The sequence below is a fragment of the Enterococcus sp. DIV1089c genome, from assembly GCF_050530965.1.
GTDB classification, from domain to species: Bacteria; Bacillota; Bacilli; order Lactobacillales; family Enterococcaceae; genus Enterococcus_B; species Enterococcus_B hirae.
The window spans coordinates 1,618,327-1,636,429 of sequence record NZ_CP172888.1; the positions used below are offsets into that span (position 1 = coordinate 1,618,327).

An 18,103-nucleotide genomic window follows, 5' to 3' on the forward strand; every position below is an offset into this window, starting at 1 on the left:
ATAAAACACTTAATTATAAATTTTTAGTTCATCATATGATCATTAATTGTGTCGACAACACTTCTTTTTAATTGATCAAAATCTTCTGAATCATGCGTAGCTATCTTGACAACAAAATCAATGGCTTCGTTTTGTTTAAAGGATACTTTGACCTGATTTAACCGTAAAAAGACATCCATCGCCATAAAAGCGGTACGTTTATTTGCATTTTGAAAGGGGTGTTTCTTTATAAGATTGATTCCTAAGATGGCTGCTTTTTCTTCAATCGTTTCGTACAACTCTTGACCAAATATTTCCTGACGCGGCTGGTTTACAGCCATAGCTAATGCACTTGCATCTCTTACACCGGTCATTTCACCTGGTGTTTGCCAGCTGATTAAGTGGACATTCATTTTAATGATATCTTTTTCTGTCAGGTAGTTGATCAATGGTTTGCCAACTCCTTGTACATCTGTTCATAGTCATGAAATGAATCATTAATCAATTGGTCTATTTTTAAGTCGTGTGAAGATTTTGGCTCTTTTTTACTGATGGCTTCAATTAACTTTTCTTCATCTACATAAACAAAATCATTTTCTTTTACACCAATTTTTTCCAATACTTCTTTTGACAAAGTCAAAACGATTGAATTTCCACTTTTTCTAATTTTTCTTTCCTTGATTTCCATCTTAAATGCCTCCTTAAGTTATACCGTATATACAGTATAGCTTAAACCAGGGCGTATATCAATTGAAGGAATTTTTTGTGTTCTCTTTCTCATTTTCTTGTTCTGCGATTGAACTAAATAAAAGTTCTTCTGATTCTTCCAAACTTCTAAAATCTGGTTCTAATTGTTCCATTCGATTCATAGGTAGCACATACTTCGTTAGTAATTCTTGATCTTGTTCTTGATCAAAATAAGCTTTTCCTGCTTGGGTTAATGCAAGTTCTTCCAAGTTATCCACGGTCACATTTAGATTATCCATCTCTTCAGGATTCTGTGGTTCATCAAACTCCTCTTTCGCCTCTTTCTCACTTAATCCCATAAACGCTGTGAGTGCAAGCGAGCGTCCGATTCCTGAAGCAAAAGCTAGTAACATAATAGTCGCTGGAAACGTGGTTGATTCAATGAAAAACAAACAGAAAGAACTACTCAAAATCATGAGAAATGACGCAATCAGTGCCCCTTTGTAGTTAAGTGAGCGAATAATCGATGTCGTGAAGGGTTTGATCCCAATATTTCCAATAAAAATGAAAATAACATAACTTCCTGCAACGACTGCTGACCAATGAAAAATATTTTGTAAATAGATCGTCAACAAGTATGGCATCGCTCCGACAGATAACCAAAGGATTGCCCCACTGGTTTGGCCGATTCTAAAAGAAGTTTTTGATAGGGCTTTTAATGAAAATAAGGGTTGTTCGACTTTATTTAAATGTTGATATGTGAACAAAAGAAATATTATTCCACTCACGATACACACAATTCCTGCTATCTCAAATGAAAGACCGTCTCGTGAAGATAATTCTGCACCGACTACAAGTAAGGTGGATGCCATTGCCATTTCCACAAAACCGAGCCAATCAAATTTATTTTTAATCAGGTCATGGTCTGACGGAATCAATGAATATCCTAGAATCAAGATCGACATACCGATTGGCAAATTGATCAAAAAAATCCAATGCCAACTTAAATAGGTAATGATTGCTCCACCCATTATAGGAGCGATCGCAGGTGCGATTAATGCTGGCCAAACAAGATAACTCGTCATTTTTAATAGTTGGTCGACTGGCGTTTTTTCAAAAACGATCAATCGTGCAGTAGGTGTCATCAACGCTCCAGAGAAACCTTGTAACATTCGCATTCCTAAAAGAACCCCAAAACTAGGCGCAAGGGCGCTCCCTAATGAACTAATGGTGAATAGGAAAACAGCCAGAAGCCAGATTTTTTTCTTACCAAAATAATTGGCTAACCAACCACTCATTGGGATAAAAATCGCCACTGTGACTAAATACGCACTGATTAAAAGTGAGATTTGTGACATACTTGTTGAAAAAGTGGTCGCCATTTTGGGTAAAGCTGTTGTAACAATCGTACCATCTAATATTTCCATAAATAAACTCATTGCCATTACTAAGGCAATTTTGATTTGTTGAGACATGTTCTTCCTCCAAATATCATCCTTAATATATCTTTTAGATATATATTTTTTTGTATAAAAGAGACTGTAACTAATAAAAAGTTACAGTATCGTTGCTTTTTTATGACGTTTTAAAAAGCGCTCCGTTGATAAGGACTGTCACGTCTTGTTCTATTGATCAAGTCTATTCTTCCCTATAAGGTAGTTCTGATAAAAAATCTTCTGCCCACTGGATTGCTAACTGGGCTTTTCCAAGTAATAATTCTAATTTTTTAGTCGCATACCAATGATCAATTTTTTTTACTTCGTCTAATTTTTTTAAATAGCCCTTGATTTCGTCAACCGTGATTTGTTTTTCACGTATGTAGACCATTAATAATTCTTTTTGCTCGTCTAATGAGAGATGTTGCATCGAATCGAGTTTGATTAAATAAATTTCTTCTGTATGAGCGCCACTGGGAACATCTTGTTTCATTAATTCAAAAAATCGTTGACGTCCTTTATCAGTAATACTGGCAGTCTTTTGTGTACGGCCTTCTTCATTAACAGTAATAGTGATTAAGCCATTTTTTGCCAACTTGTCTAACAATGGGTATAAAACACCAAAACTGACTTTGCGATTTTTGCCTAAAGAAGCCTGCATTGCATTTCTTAAGTGATAACCATTTTGTGGTGATTCCATCAATTCTCCTAGAACAAACAGTTCATTCATCATGTTTCTTCCTCCTTATCTATCTTTTAGATACAAGAATGATATATCTAAAAGATGCATAAGTCAATCACTTTTCTTTATTAAGGTAATTAAGCAAACCCACTTTGCCATTCACATTCTTTCTGTTCTTAGTTCACCATTAAATAACTATTTATATATATAATTAATATTAAAAAACATTTATTCAAAACAAAAAACACATAATTAAATAACTTTAATAAAGGAAATCTAAGAACCATTACATGGTATAATGGGAAAAAATTTAGTAGGTGTTAAAATGAGAATGTTAGGAAACTTGATTTGGTTTATTTTTGGAGGCTGTATCGGTGGGATTGGTTGGTTTTTAGCAGGAGTCATTTGGTGTATAACGATCATTGGTATTCCAATCGGGTTACAATGTTTTAAGCTGGCAACTCTTAGCTTTTTCCCATTTGGTAAAGAAGTCATTTATAGCGATAGTGGGACTTCTTTAATTATCAATATCATCTGGTTGATTATCAGTGGACTCCCATTAGCGATTGACCACGTGATTAGTGGTCTATACTCTATATTACGATCATTGGTATTCCATTTGGTAAACAGTCGTTTAAATTAGCTAAATTAGCGTTGATGCCTTTTGGTACGAGAATCGTTCTAACCAGATCTTATTATTGATTAGATAGTTAAGAACCTGGTAACAATTTCTAGATCTAAAAAAGCCGAAGAATGTCAAAAAAGAAATAATTTTTGAAATCTTCGGCTTTTTTGTTTGGACAACTTTTAAGAAACACCAGGATCAATTATTGAAGACAACATCAACTATAGATTCACCTCTTTGATCACTGATTGTTCATATTGTTTCGTGCCAGATGATTTGCTGTTGTGCAGCTAATGGTTCTTTAATCATTGTTAAGACTTCCTCTTCAGTCAAAGCATCAGGGTAGTCACTCCAGATAGCAAAATAGGCACCTTGTACTTTTTTCATTTGTTCGTTTGTTAATCGTTGGTTTTCAGGAAATTGATTAATCGTCCAGTGGTCTTGAATCTTTTGAGCTGTAGGATATTTATAACTGGCACCTTCTCCTAAAACAAAATAGAAAAATTGATCGTTGACATTGATCAATTGATGGTCACGAGTGAGAAATTCCCCCGCAGTCGCCATTGTTGCTTGATGTTTCGTCCAATACGTAATTTGAATAGAAGGTTTTAATTTACTTTTCATGAGCAGTCCTTTTTTATAGACACCATCATTCCAAATTCTAGCTTTTTTACCTAATGTTTCGACATAATCTGCTAACTCATTGATGTAGTCGATGAAAACATCATACTGACGAGTTGGGTCGTGGTATTCAGCGATTGCTTGTGCTTTTAATGCAGGATATTTATCCAACTCTGAAAATTCAATGTATTCATCTGCCCCTAAATGGAAATAGTCGGAACGATGAAATAACTCTGCATATTCTTTTATCATCTTTTTGATCATGGTAACCGCATCTTTTTTGGTGATATCAAGGGCTCGATTAGTGGGGAAAATCAAAGAATCCTCGCCTTTTCGCTCCATTTGCCATTGTGGATAGATTGCCAACAACCGTTGCAAATGACCAGGACTATCAAACTCTGGAATCACAGAAATCCCCTTTTGCTCCGCATAATCAATCAAATCCGTCATTTCCTGTTTCGTCAAAAATTTCTCTGATGTGATTTCTGGAATTGTTTCGCATTCCAACCGAAATCCTTCATTATCAGAAAAGTGAAGTTGCAAAGCATTCATTTTCAATGAAGCCATGTAGTCTACAAGTTTTTTCAGAAAATCCATTGAATAAAATTTACGACCAATATCTAAAATCACGCCACGCTCTTTTAAAGAAGGTGCTTTTGTAACAGATAATGGCTTGTTTGATTCATTCATCAATTAGCATCCACTCCTTATTCTGCCATTAGTTGCCAACAACCAATGCCCTCCATCGTTTTTCCTGGTAATAAAGTTTCAGATCTCTTTGTCTGATTTTTTTCAGACAGTTCTTGAATGGTAAAGTTTCTATAATCCAATCCTACCTCAGACAGCAATAAAGATGAAGCGTTTTCTTTATAAAAAAAGTAATAATCGTCATTTTTCTGGGTCACATACCAGCCTTCAGGGGAATCAAACGGTACTGCTCTTGTCTCATAGATTCCTTCGCCATATTTTTCCAACCAATCGCCTAGTCTTTCTAAAATCGCTACCGCTTCTGTAGGTAACTCTCCATTTGGTTTAGGTCCGATTCCTAGTAGTAGATTTCCTCCTTTTGCAACGATCTGGACGAATGATAGAATAACTTCTGCTACTTCTTTATATTCATCATTTGGCCAATAGCCCCAATTTTTGGTTAATGGGATATTGCTTTCCCATACTTTGACTGGTGGTTGTTCAGGTATTTTTCTTTCTGGTGTCACATAGTTCTCATAGGCCCCACCAATTGTTCGATCGACAATCAAGAGATCTGGCTGAGAATGCCTGACTTCACTCGCTATTTTTTCCATATCGAGTTGCTCATTGCCCTGATTCACCCAGCCTCCATCTAACCATAAGATATCAAGTTGGCCATAATTTTGGCTAATTTCAATGAGTTGATTCGTAACAAACCGATCATATTTCTGCCAGATTTCAGGCAACTCTTTGGGGTCATAATTTGCATATCGTCCAGTCGCTTCTCTTTCAGGTAACCAATAATAAGGGCTATGCCAATCTGGCTTTGAATAATAAGCACCTGTCGCTAGTCCTTCCTTTCTAAAAGCGGTGACAACTGCCTTAAAAATATCTGCTTGAGGCGCTTTATGGTAGGGACATGTCGCTGCAGTTACTTTATAATCCGAATACTTTGTATCATACATTGTAAAGCCGTCATGATGTTTTGTTGTAAAAATCATGTAGCGAAAACCAGCTTGTCGGCACAGCTTTGCCCACTTAGTTGGTTCAAACTTATAAGGATTGAAACTATGGATCAACCCCCAATAATCTTCTCTTAATTCGACCATGTTCGTGCGCCAAGGTATTTTTCTTGCCCAGCTGTCTTCTTGTGACAATTGCCAAGACTCTACAATACCGGGAATACTATACAGCCCCCAATGAAAGATCACGCCCAGTTTTTGATCTTGAAACCAATCGAGTTTTTTTTGGATATTAGCGGGTAACTCCTGGTAATGATCTGTTTCGCTTTGATGGTTTTCGACAATGTCTTTTCGCAGCTTACGGTCTTCGTTTTCCTGGTCAACTGCGGATACACCATGTGCTTTTTTCATGATCATCAACCTTTCTAAATAATTGAATACTTTGTTTAAAGGTAACTGTTTCAACTGTCAAATGAACTTCTCTTGGCAATACTTCTTTAAACGTTTCATCTAAATAGTATAACTGTTCTTTTGTTAGGATAATTTCAATCATTCGTTCTTCCAATGGGGTTAGATGTACTTTTTTAAATGCGAGCAATTCTTTTTCTCGTGGGGGAATAAAACCTTGTTGTTTTTTCCCGTAAATTTGAATCGTCTCTGCTCCACTATGATTACCTGTGTTTTTCAATCGACAAGAAACCTTAATCGAATGATCTTGATGATCGGTAAAGAGTACATCGGTCAATTCAAACGATGTATAGCTTAAGCCATAGCCAAAACGATAGATTGGCTTTTCAGGATAATCGGTATACGTTTCTTTAAATTGAGTATTTCGATAGTTATAATAAACGGGTAATTGACCTGAATGCTCAGGAATCGTAAAAGCTAATCTACCATTCGGATTTTTTCCAAAGAGAACATTCGCGATCGCTTTTCCTCCGTATTGTCCTGGATAGCCAGCGAAAAGAATCGCTGAAACATATGGTTCAATCGCTGAGATACTATGAGGTCGGCCTTCAATCAAAACGGCAATGACTGGTTTTCCATGTTTTGCTAATTCCTTGACTAGTTTAATTTGGCATTCCGGTAGTTCGATCGAGGCTAGATCAATATTTTCCCCACTAGTCATTTCTTGTGATCCCTGTAATGCAGCGCCATTTTTAGCAAAAGCCGTTGAAAAATCTCTGGCACTGGACCCACCTAAAGTCACGACAATGACATCTGCATTTTCAGCTACTTGATTTGCTTCGTCTAGTCCTTGAGGTAGATCAGTTGTGATCTGACAGCCTTGAGCAAAAGCCAATTGGGTAGTTGAATTTGCCGTATACTCCTTGATTCCCTGCAATACATTGCAACATGATGCTATTTTTTTAAAAGGCGTGTAATCACCTAATAGATGATAGATATTATTCGCATGAGGTCCTACAACTCCAATTTTATTTAATTTCTCTTTTTTCAAAGGTAATATATTGTCATTTTTCAACAATACTAGACTGTCTTCTGCCAAAGCTGTACACAACGTTTCTTTTTGTGCCGAAGTAAAAGAAACTTTCGGTGAACTTTGGCTAGAGAAAAGACCTAATTCGCTTTTCAACTCAAGAATTCTTAAAACAGAACGATCAATCACTTCTTCACTTACCAGCCCAATAGCCACTGCTTGTTCTAGATAAGGAAACACCTCGTCCCATAAGCTAAGATCAACTCCACTAGAGATGGCTTTGGCTGCAGCCATTGATGGATCGCCACAAGTTTCTGCCACTCGATCTAATGCACAACCATCGGCCATGACGATTCCAGAAAACCCGTATTCTTCTCGTAAAATTTCTTGTAACAAATGGGGATTCGTGTGACAAAATATACCATCAATATCGTTATACGCTGCCATACAGCCTTTTGCGCCAGCTTTAATTCCTGCTCGAATGGCGGGTAAATGGATTTCCCTTAACTCACGCTCTCCGATTGCCACTGGACCAGAATTATGTCCTCCCATGACGTTTCCTTGACCAGCCAAATGTTTTAACACAGCTTTAATTTTTTGTTCTTTTTGTAAACCAGTTACAGCTGCTTGGGTAAAGGCCGCTGTTAGATACGGATCTTCACTAAAACATTCTTCTGTTCTGCCCCAGCGTGGATCTCTTAATAGATCTAAAGTCGAAATCAGTCCAAGATGAGCTCCTTTTTCCTGTAACTCAGCAGCCACGACTTCTTGCAATTGTTGATAAAGTTCGGGATTCCAACTACATCCCACTGAAAAATTCGTTGGCAAAGTGGTGGCTTCTAAGGCTTGATGCCCATGAGGACATTCTTCGGATAATAAGACCGGTATTTTTAAACGGGTCTCTTTTTTCATGTATTGTTGGATCATCTGACTGACTTCTTGTGCCTCACTGGTTGTTAATCCAGTCAGCTCATTTCTTTCAGACCAAGGATCGGCACGAAATACCCCATAAATGACACCGACTGTGCCATATTTTTTCACTTCATTTTTGAAATAGTCCGTCAAAAAAAGCTTTCCGTCTTTTTTTTCGTAGACTTGCCAGCCATACAATCGTTGATTCAATTGTCCAACTTTTTCTTTTAGTGTCATTTTTTGCAACAATTTTTGCAAATCACCCATCGTTCTGCTCCTTTAATTGGATTTTGAAGGTATGGATCTCGTAAGGTTTGAACACCACAGTAACTTCATGATCATTATCTAAAGCGACCGTTTCAATTGGATTTTCTAATAGATCGCAAATCTGTACATGTTGAATTGGCTGAGAAAATTTTAAGACCGTTGTTGTTTGGCGATTTTCAAATTCATAAGCCCGCATAATGATGGATCCATCCGTTTCAGCTTTCTTTAAGGTTTCCAGACAAATGTTTCGTTCTTGACAGTTCACCCACGAACCTTCTGGTAAAGTTTTCTGTTCTTGACGAACAGCCAAACAAGGGATATTTAATTGACGAGCTTCTTCTTGGGTCTTCGCTTCCTTCCACGTTTGAGCATGGCAATAAAGCGAGTAGGTGAACTGATGATTGCCTTGATCTGCTGTTTCATAAGGATCTGTGGCGGATTTGATCAATGAGACTCCTAAATGTTGGTATTGAGCATCAAAGCCATACTTTGAATCTGTCAATAATGAAATCCCATAGCCATCATCGGATAGATCGACCCATTTATGTCCACATACTTCAAACTTTGCTTTGTCCCACGAAGTATTTTTATGCGCCGGTCGTTGTAGATTGCCAAACTGGATATCATAAGTCGCTTGATAGGCATTGACAGGCACTGGAAACTCTGCTCGAAGGAGACTATGATTTTGCTGCCAATCAATCTTCGTTTCAAAATCGATTCGTGCTTTTCCGTGAATCAAATGGATGTATTGCGTAATGGTCGAATCATAAAACTTTCTAACGATTTTCAACGTATCCCGAATCGGACCTTGGTCAACAATCAATGCTTCTTGAATATCGGTGATGATTGTTGGTTTATTTTTATAGTAAAAATCAATGTCCCATGCATCATAATTTAAAGGCAGATCTTCGTAAACCAGTAGTTCGTTCACTGCTTTCTTACCAGCGATTTCTCGTTGGTTCTTTTTATCGAATGCACTGATCATACGATAGTGTTCGTCGAATAAAAGACTAAAGTCTGGTGTCTCGTATTGCTTAGTTAAAGGAGTGGTTTCCGTTTTAGTCGTGACTTCACGATCTGATTTTACAATAGTGTAATAACTCCCACCGAGAGCAGGTAAATGATCGAATCGTCCTAAGAATTGTCCATCATACGTTTTTTGGCTGACAATCGACTGTCCTTGGTGTTCCAGACATTCTCCTGACTCCAGTGGTAATGGAACGATGACTTGTTCACTTACTCCGCTAGGGTTGAACAGATAAAGAAACTGTCCTGCATCGTGACTTGGCAACACTGTGTCAATTAATTGATTCATTTCAGTGAAAAGTTCGTGATAATCAATATCTGTCTGATCATAAACTTCTTTGATTCCGCTTCCTGGAAGAATATCATGGAATTGATTTAACAATAATTGTTTCCATGATTTTTCCAACATTTCAGCTGGATATTTTTCTCGGGCAAAGATACTATATAATTTTTCAACTGTCTGTAATAACGTTTCACCAAATCGATTGTTGCGCTTGTTTTTCCCGATGGAGGTATACGTTCCCCGATGGTATTCAAAATACAGTTCTCCGAGCCACTCTTTTTCCTGATGCTTGACCATTTTTTCGGAGAGTTCTTCAAAAAAATCAATCGCTGTGCTTTCAATGACTTGGGGCATACTCGGCAAACCTTTTTTCATGCGTTTCAACGTTTCCAACATGTCTCGTGTTGGTCCTCCACCACCGTCTCCATAACCGTAAGCGATCAGAATACTGTCATTGACATCCTTATCTAAGTATCGTTCCCAACTTCCTTTCACCGTATAAGGATCGAGTAGTCCATTGTAAGTCGTATAGTAAGGTGTCGGGCTATAACCGTCACTGATTGTCGTAATAAAATGAGTTAGCGCTCGGCTACCATCGATTCCTTGCCAAAAAAAGCTGTCATAAGGGATCTGATTGAATTGATTCCAAGAAAGTTTTGTTGTCATGAAATAGGGCGTGTTTGTTTTTTTCAAAATTTGCGGCAAAGCTGCAGAATAGCCAAAAACATCTGGTAACCACAAAATTTGACTTTCTTGACCAAACTCTTCGCGTATAAATTGTTTCCCATAAAGAAATTGACGGACCAATGATTCACCTGAAGCAAGATTACAATCTGCTTCTACCCACATAGCCCCTTCTGGAATCCACTTGCCTGCAACAATTTTTTCTTTGATTTTCTCATATAGTTGCGGATAGGTATCTTTGATCAATTGATACATTTGTGGTTGACTCTGAATGAAAGTCAGTTCATCATATTCCTCCATTAATTTCAATACAGTCGAAAAACTACGTTCTCCCTTTTCAACCGCCTGCATCACTGTCCATAACCAAGCCAAATCGATATGTGTATGACCAACAACCAAGGCACGAGGAGCATTTTTTACTAAGCCTGTTTGATAAAATGCACGTTCTAAGTGTTCTTTTGCTTTCATTAATCCTTGATAATATTCTGAGCTATAAGGTTTATAAAAATTCAATTGATCAACTACTTGTCCTAATTCTCTTTCATAATAGATATAATTCGAGTCATGCTCGTTTAGCGATCGCCAACTATCCAATATCACGAACAAATCGTAATAGAGTTCATAAGACAAAGGATCGATCAGCCTTAGCTCAACCGTCAAAGGATATTTTTTTTCCTCCCGACCTGAAAAAACCTCGATTTGCAATGGAATCCGATCTCTTGAAGCATATTCTTTGGGTAACCGCAAAGTCGTATGGTTAACATCTAATCCTTGGATCAGCTGATCATCAAAATACACTTTTATTTGTGGGTTTGTCGTTGAATCCCATTCAGTTAGTGAAGAAAAGATTGCTAAATCGACTGTTTGATTTTGAAATTCATTTGGTAAACAGAGTTCTCCTGCAATTGTATAGTACTGATTTTTTTCGCCAAAATAAGCACCTCTTTCAAATTCTTTTGTCCCCGTTTCAGAATGAAAAACTAAATTCTCAACAGGTATCGCAGTTTTGATCATGTTCTTTTTTAACTCTATGATGATTCGTTGCACACGTTCAAATTCTAGTAATTTTTTCACACTATTCCTCTTTTTCTAGTGAAAAGCCAGGAAACAACTAAAAAAATTGAGCTCCTGGCTTGTACTATCTGTATTATTTTTGTTCTTTTTTCCAACTATCATATTGTGTTTGCATTTCCGTGATAATTTCATCTAGTCCAGCCGCATTCATTTTTTTCTTCATATTATTCAAATTCTCTTGTGTTTCAACTGAGCCAGTGTTGATCAATGCTTTAAATTCTTCTTGTACGTTATTCAAAGCAGCAAGTTGCGTTGTCACAGCTTTCGTGTCAAAGTTGAATCCAAGTGCTGGGGATGCTTCTGCTTGCTCATTATAAGATTTCAACACTTCCCATTCGTCTGTTGGTGCACCTTCTTGGTGATAAAGATTGAAGTAATTCCCAAACATATAAAATGGCATCGTATAATTGCTATGAGCATCTAACCATTTGATTGTCTTCTCCCCAGTTTTTTCATAATGTGTTCCTTCAATACCATAGGATAAGAGATTCATCAATTTTTCGTCGGTATTTACAGCTTCTAATAGCTTCATCGCTTCTTTTGGATGTTTCGAGTTCGCACTGATCACCGTACCGCCACCCATTGCTGAAGCATTCGTCACAATTGAATCTACCATAGGCGTTACCACTACATCTTTTTTCACTTGGTCTTTGACTGTTGCTGTATCAAGTGGTCCCATCACGGTTGAAGTAACAAACCATTCTTTCCCAACAATATCGGTTTGTTTTGCCAGCGCTGCATCTTTATTGACATAGCCTTTTTTCATAAAATCTCTCACTTTTTCAACCCGTTCAACGTATGGTTTCTCAAAATAATAATTGACGATCTTCCCTTCATCTCCTTCAAGGTTGATCCCAACGGATGTTGATAATTCATCGAATTTATAAGGGTTTCGGTAACCTTCAGACATGTACCAAGGATTGATTCCTTCTTTTTCCTTGATCGTTTTGAGCCATGGTTCAAGTTCATCATAGGTTTTGATTGATTCGTACGGAACATCATATTTATCAACTAGTTCTTTATTAAAGACAAAATATTCCGTAGCAGCGATTTCTTTTTGCGCTGGTACCCCATATATCTTTCCATCAATGGTGGAACCTTTCCAAAAATTCTCGTAGATTTCAGCTTTTAATCCTTGGTTTTCATTATCAAGTAATTCTGTGATATCGTACAATGCGCCCTTTCGAGCATTGGTTAAATAATTAAATCCTCCTAGCCAAGAAGCAGTAAATGCGAGATCAAAGCTTTCTCCGGCATTGACCAGTGCGCTCATCTTTTGGTCATATTCACCCCAGTCAATTTGATTAAGAGACACTGTGACATTATATTTGTCCTTTGTATACTTATTGACCTCCTCATTCACTTTTGCCACATCTTTTTGTGGAATACCCGTTATGTACCAAGTAAGATCCACCGTACCAGACTCACTCGCATTACTGGTTTTGTTACTTGAACATCCTGTTAAAAGACCTCCTGCTAATAATGCAGCTCCTAGCAATACAAATTTTTTCATTATTTTTCCTCCTATACTATTCTTTCACTGCGCCAACAGTTAAACCACCAATAAAATATTTTTGAAAAAAAGGATATGCAATCAAGATCGGTAAAGTAGCTACTACTACCACCGCCATTTTGATCGTTTCAGTGGGTAAAGCACCGGTTTGGGTCATCCCCATTTTTCCAGCATTGTTTGCAATAAATTCAATATTATTCTCCATCTTCATCAACAAATACTGTAACGGTACCAATTGATTATTATCGGTATAAAGTAATGCTGAAAACCAATCATTCCAATAGCCTAAGGTTAAAAATAAGGCAATGGTTGCGATACCTGGTAACGATAACGGAAGTACGATTTTAAAATAAATCAACCACTCACTGGCACCATCGATATATGCTGATTCAATCAATGCTTCTGGGACAGACATTTGATAAAACGTTTTCAAAACCATGATTGAAAATGTGGACATACACAAAGGTAAAATCAATGCCCAGATAGAGTTCCTCAACCCTAAAACATTCACAACCACAATGTAATTACCAATCATCCCACCGCTAAACAACATGGGTATCAAAGAATACCTTGATAAAAACCCTCGATAAGCGTAAGTCTTTCGAGAAAGGGTATACGCAAAGGTCGACATTAAAAACACACCGATGACGGTCCCAATGATCGTAATGAAAATCGTTGTACCGAATGCGGAAAAAATCGCTCCTTCTTCAAAAATTGCTTGAAAAGCTGCTAGGCTCCATTTTTCAGGTAGCAGTCGGTACCCGTTTCGTTGGATCGATTCTGAATCAGTAAAGGCGATAATACAAACTAAAATAAAAGGAACAGCAGTTAAAAAGGTCAATATCCCTAAACCCAGACTAATCAAAAGGTTATTTTTTTTACTGATTCGTCCAAATCGGTTCAAAGATTCACCTAGTGTTTTTTTTGCTTCCACTCTTTTTCCTCCCTTAAAAGATTCCTTGTGTTTTATCGATTTTTTTGACGATCATGTTGGTTCCTAACACTAAAAAGAAGCCAACTACTGACTGCAACAGTCCACCAGCAGCCGATAAACCGATATCTCCCATAGACGACAATCCGCGATAGATATAAGTGTCAATGGTTTGTGTCACATTGATAAGCGCCCCTGAATCTTTTGGCACTTGATAAAACAATCCGAAGTCTGTCCGAAAGATCCCCCCTACTGCTAAAATCGTCAACATAATGATCACCGGTTTCAACATAGGAATCGTGACATACCAGATTTGTTGGAATTTTGTTGCTCCATCAAGATTAGCTGCTTCGTAATAAGATTTATCAAACCCGCATATTGCGGCTAAAAAAATAATCATATTGTAGCCCATCGTTTTCCACATTTGTACAACGACTAAAATATAAGGCCAATACTTTGCTTGCATATAAAATTGGATCGGCTCTTTCCCAATACTTATTAAAAACTGATTGATAAACCCATTTGTCGGGTCCAAAAATGCAAATACGATATAACTGACAACGACCATCGAAAGAAAGTAAGGAATAAACATGACACTTTGATACAATTTTGATAGTCGCTTACTGAAAATTTCATTTAACAATAATGCAAGGATCAATGGCACGATGATTCCCATAACAATGAACAGCACATTATAACCAACCGTGTTGCGAATAATCAGGCTAGCATTCCCACTTTTAAAAATAAATTCAAAGTTTTTAAAAGCGACCCAATCACTCTTCATAAAACTCTCAAAAAAATTACCACTTAATCGAAAATCTTTAAACGCCACTAAAATCGCAAAAAGTGGAAAATAGGAAAATATCGCAAACCAAATAATTCCTGGTAAAGAAAGGAAAAATAAAGGTCGGTTTTTTTTAAATGTTTTTAACACACGATTTTCCTGCTTCTTTTTGACAAATGTTGCTGCTAATTTTTCTTCCATCCTGTTCAACTCCTTATCTACGTTTATCATAAAGTAAACAAAGCGCTTTCTCAATTTGCGATTTTATAGATTTATTGGCAAAATTATAGACAATATTTTTTGTATGTAATAAAGACACAAAAAAGAAGAGTCTGGAATATCACTCTTCTCGAAAAATGATTCATGATTTCATTATTGGTTTTGCTACGCCTTTCTTAGTCATAAAAAATGATAAAAGAATGATTTTTCATTTTAGGTTCAACGGCTCTCTTTCATTTTCGAACTTGCGTGCTTTATTGGGGGTTATTCCGTATTCTTTTTTATAATGACGATAAAATAAACTGATATCATCATATCCTAAGGCTTTTGCGATCACAGTAATTCTTTCCGTACTCTCTTTGATTCGCTGATTGGCTTCTCTCATACGAATTTTTTTATCATATTCACTAAAACTCATATTCAATTCTTTTAAAAAAAGCTGTCCAAGATAGGCTGGATTCATATGAAATCGCTCAGCTAATGATTTTAAAGAGTAGCGTTTCGTGAAATCCTGATTGACTAGATATAAGATTTGGTCAATCACTGGAGAATGACTTTTTGTGGTACAACTTATTTCAGTCAGTTTTGAACAGATCGTACCTATCTTTTTCTTAAAAACTGATTTGTCTGCTGTCTTTAATGCGTAGAGCAATGGTTGTAACTCTTGATAAGCTTGTTCTTGTTTTTCCAGAGTAGCAATCCCTTTGTGAAGTGCGATCAGCAAGTAATGACATACTAACGACTGAATCGGATGGTCTTTCCATTGATCAATATTGGCAATAGCTAATTGTTGGAATGCTTCAATTGATTGGTTTTCAAGATAAGCTAAACTTTTAAAATAAATTTTCTGCGTTAGTTGGTATTCGTTGATCAATGTAGTTTTAGGAAATAGATCAATGACTAATGGGTTTTCCAAGATATTTTTACTTTCCATAAATGGTTCAATACTTCGATAAGAATGCGTGATCTCAATTAATGAATGGCAGCCACTACCGATGACCGCAAATAAATCAAATGTCTCACATAAATATTGAATACTTAACCGATAATGTTGTTCTTCTTTAGGAGAAAAAAACAAAAGAAGTTTATTCGGTTCCAATAAAAGGCTATAAGGTTGGACGAATAATACCGATAACTGCTCAGAAACACGTTCAAAAAGTTTATCATTATAAAAAGCACCTTCTAGGTAAGTGATGGTATAATTTTGCCAATCCGTGATTGGTTCAAGGATGTCCTGCCATTTTGCTAATTCCGTTGACGAAATTTCTTGATGCAGCAATTTCCGCAACAAATTGACACGAAACACATCAATCTGTTGATTGTTCTTCAAATGCTGAAAGAGTTTTTCTTCTTTTATTTCTCTTGTCAACTTCCCAAAAGTAGTGGCTAACTCAATAGGATCGACTGGTTTTAAAAGATAATCACTGCTTCCAATGAGAATGGCTTGTTTCAGATAACTAAAATCATCATAACTACTGATAAAGATGATTTTTATTTGTTTTTGTACACAACGTGCCTTTTTAGCAAGTGCCAATCCATCAATATCAGGCATTCTGATATCTGTTAATAAGATATCAATAGCTACCTCATTTAGGATTTTCAATGCTTCAATACCGGAAGTTGTTTTAAATGTCGTGAAATTTTTTGTGTTACCGGTTGTTTTTTTTAGCAGTTTCTCAATTCCTTCTGTGATTAACGGTTCATCATCAACTAGTAAAACATTCACGCGATCTCCCCTCCTCTTTTTTTAGGCATGGTGATTTGAAATTTCACATAATCTTCTTGCGTAGTAAATGTTACGCCATACTGATGACCAAAGCGTTGTTTGATTCGATAATCTACCCCAAATAAGCCAGTAGGGGCAGTCATCTCCAGATCATGGCTGTTTTGAGCAAGTTGTTTTTGGATTCTTTGTTTTTCTACTTTTGGAATTGGCTTTCCGTTATTTACTACTTCAATGTATAACCGATCATCCTTTTCAAAACAATGGATCTCGATGAAGTTATCTTGGCGTTGCGAATCAATCCCGTGATGAATAAAATTTTCGATGATTGGTTGGATCGTAAATTTCTCAATCAGCAAAGATTCAAGACTTGGATCACAAACGATATCATAAAATAGTGCATCTTCAAAACGTATTTCAAAAAGACTAAGATAAGCATCACAATATTCCAATTCTTCCGCTAAACAAATGACATCTTTCCCCTTGATCAATTTACGGTATAATGTTGCAGCATTTAAGAGCATTCCTGCCACTGCGTGATCTTCATTTAGTTCTGCTTTCATTCGAATTGCTTCTAACGTATTGTAAAGAAAGTGTGGATTGATCTGAGACCGAATACTTTGGATCTGATAATCCTTTTGTTTAATCTTACTTTTATAAACTTGATGAATCTGGTCATTTAACTGATACGCTAATTCATCAATACTAGAAGAGATCAAAGAAATCGCATCATCACTTTTATAGTCGTCTGATTGAGCGAACTTTTCAGGGTCAAAATTCCCTGTTTTTACTTTGGTAATTTTTTGAGTTAGTTGAGAGAGTCTTCCCTCTATTTTTTGCAAATACTGAAATAGAAATGGGAAAAAACCTAAAAACACAAGGATGGTAAAAAAAGAGTAGACAGTATAGATCAAAGAATATTCTGTAAAAACATTGGCATACTTTGTCGTGGCTGTAACCACGTAATGTTCTGCTTGACGTTGGTCTAGAACATATTTTGGTTTTATCTCCGGTGGAATAGGGTTGTTTTTGTAGAAAACTTGAATATTGCCGTTGTTTCTTAACACTTGATAATGAATCTTTTCAAATAATGGAGAAATATCATAATAAAAATAGACATCTGCTGCGTAACTTAAATCTGTTTCTTTATGTAATTCTTTGTGAAATCCAATCAGATTTCTATTCTTATTTATCTTAAAAATTTGCTTTTTTGTCTTTTCGATATCGCTTGGGTCTGCTAGATGAAATTCATCCACTTTTTTCATCGTGGTTGTCTGATCTTTTTGAAAGACTACGCTACGTTTCGTCTGCGCATGATAAATAACTACAGTTGACAAATAATCATTCATTTTAAAGGACTGATTAACAAAATTTTGGGTTCCATTATACTTTGAACCGGCATGTTTCATGTAAGTAGTCGTTTTGTATTCGTAGTATTCTGCGAGTGATAAATTAGTAATTTGCCTCAAATCTTCCAAATCAGGTTGTTCCGCATACAAAAGCGCCAACATATTATCTGTTGCATTTTTCATCATCATAATTTCTGTATAAAAATTTAAGTTGATTTCCT

Annotated in this window: 13 protein-coding genes and 1 pseudogene; 1 reads left to right on the forward strand and 13 read right to left on the reverse strand. The window is 36.5% G+C overall.

Features of this window, described 5'->3' with window-relative positions; translation table 11 throughout:
* Positions 1-23: 23 nt before the first annotated feature.
* The 4 genes from IGL30_RS07545 to IGL30_RS07560 all read right to left on the reverse strand — a co-directional run bounded on the left by IGL30_RS07545 (position 24) and on the right by IGL30_RS07560 (position 2,835).
* The gene (locus IGL30_RS07545) at positions 24-425 is read right to left on the reverse strand and encodes a type II toxin-antitoxin system death-on-curing family toxin (protein WP_053766865.1); all 402 of its coding nucleotides are present in this window, start codon (positions 423-425) and stop codon (positions 24-26) included.
* A complete protein-coding gene (locus IGL30_RS07550; protein ID WP_010718931.1) occupies positions 425-667 on the reverse strand; it encodes a hypothetical protein in 243 nt (80 codons plus the stop codon). The genes IGL30_RS07545 and IGL30_RS07550 overlap by 1 nt, the downstream gene beginning before the upstream one ends.
* A 58-nt stretch (positions 668-725) precedes the next feature.
* On the reverse strand, positions 726-2,141 hold the full coding sequence (locus tag IGL30_RS07555) for an MFS transporter (protein ID WP_260221382.1): 1,416 nt from the start codon (positions 2,139-2,141) through the stop codon (positions 726-728).
* Positions 2,142-2,304: 163 nt separating this feature from the next.
* Positions 2,305-2,835: a PadR family transcriptional regulator gene (locus tag IGL30_RS07560; RefSeq protein ID WP_010718914.1), complete on the reverse strand. Its 531-nt coding sequence runs from the start codon at positions 2,833-2,835 to the stop codon at positions 2,305-2,307.
* Between the two features lie 274 nt (positions 2,836-3,109).
* On the opposite strand from IGL30_RS07560, the pseudogene IGL30_RS07565 reads away from it, so the two are divergent.
* Positions 3,110-3,486 (forward strand): annotated as a pseudogene (locus IGL30_RS07565) (YccF domain-containing protein).
* A 175-nt stretch (positions 3,487-3,661) separates the two neighbouring features.
* Here the strand turns inward: IGL30_RS07565 and IGL30_RS07570 are convergent.
* The 9 genes from IGL30_RS07570 to IGL30_RS07610 form a co-directional block, all read right to left on the reverse strand.
* Positions 3,662-4,720: a family 20 glycosylhydrolase gene (locus IGL30_RS07570; protein WP_249509695.1), complete on the reverse strand. Its 1,059-nt coding sequence runs from the start codon at positions 4,718-4,720 to the stop codon at positions 3,662-3,664.
* Between the two features lie 17 nt (positions 4,721-4,737).
* Positions 4,738-6,090, reverse strand: coding sequence for an alpha-L-fucosidase (locus IGL30_RS07575; protein WP_088744948.1), 1,353 nt, complete (start codon positions 6,088-6,090; stop codon positions 4,738-4,740).
* A complete protein-coding gene (locus tag IGL30_RS07580) occupies positions 6,059-8,296 on the reverse strand; it encodes a glycoside hydrolase family 3 N-terminal domain-containing protein (RefSeq protein WP_123874708.1) in 2,238 nt (745 codons plus the stop codon). Before IGL30_RS07580 ends, IGL30_RS07575 begins: the two co-directional genes overlap by 32 nt.
* Complete coding sequence (locus tag IGL30_RS07585; RefSeq protein WP_088744915.1) at positions 8,289-11,363, reverse strand: alpha-mannosidase; 3,075 nt, start codon at positions 11,361-11,363, stop codon at positions 8,289-8,291. Before IGL30_RS07585 ends, IGL30_RS07580 begins: the two co-directional genes overlap by 8 nt.
* 73 nt (positions 11,364-11,436) lie before the next feature.
* Complete coding sequence (locus tag IGL30_RS07590; RefSeq protein ID WP_088744916.1) at positions 11,437-12,876, reverse strand: ABC transporter substrate-binding protein; 1,440 nt, start codon at positions 12,874-12,876, stop codon at positions 11,437-11,439.
* Between the two features lie 16 nt (positions 12,877-12,892).
* A complete protein-coding gene (locus IGL30_RS07595) occupies positions 12,893-13,810 on the reverse strand; it encodes a carbohydrate ABC transporter permease (RefSeq protein WP_010737756.1) in 918 nt (305 codons plus the stop codon).
* Between the two features lie 13 nt (positions 13,811-13,823).
* Positions 13,824-14,792, reverse strand: a complete 969-nt coding sequence (locus tag IGL30_RS07600; RefSeq protein ID WP_010718906.1) for an ABC transporter permease — start codon at positions 14,790-14,792, stop codon at positions 13,824-13,826.
* Between the two features lie 226 nt (positions 14,793-15,018).
* A complete protein-coding gene (locus tag IGL30_RS07605) occupies positions 15,019-16,536 on the reverse strand; it encodes a response regulator transcription factor (protein WP_123874706.1) in 1,518 nt (505 codons plus the stop codon).
* Positions 16,533-18,071: a sensor histidine kinase gene (locus IGL30_RS07610; RefSeq protein ID WP_430618134.1), complete on the reverse strand. Its 1,539-nt coding sequence runs from the start codon at positions 18,069-18,071 to the stop codon at positions 16,533-16,535. The genes IGL30_RS07605 and IGL30_RS07610 overlap by 4 nt, the downstream gene beginning before the upstream one ends.
* Between the last annotated feature and the right edge of the window lie 32 nt (positions 18,072-18,103).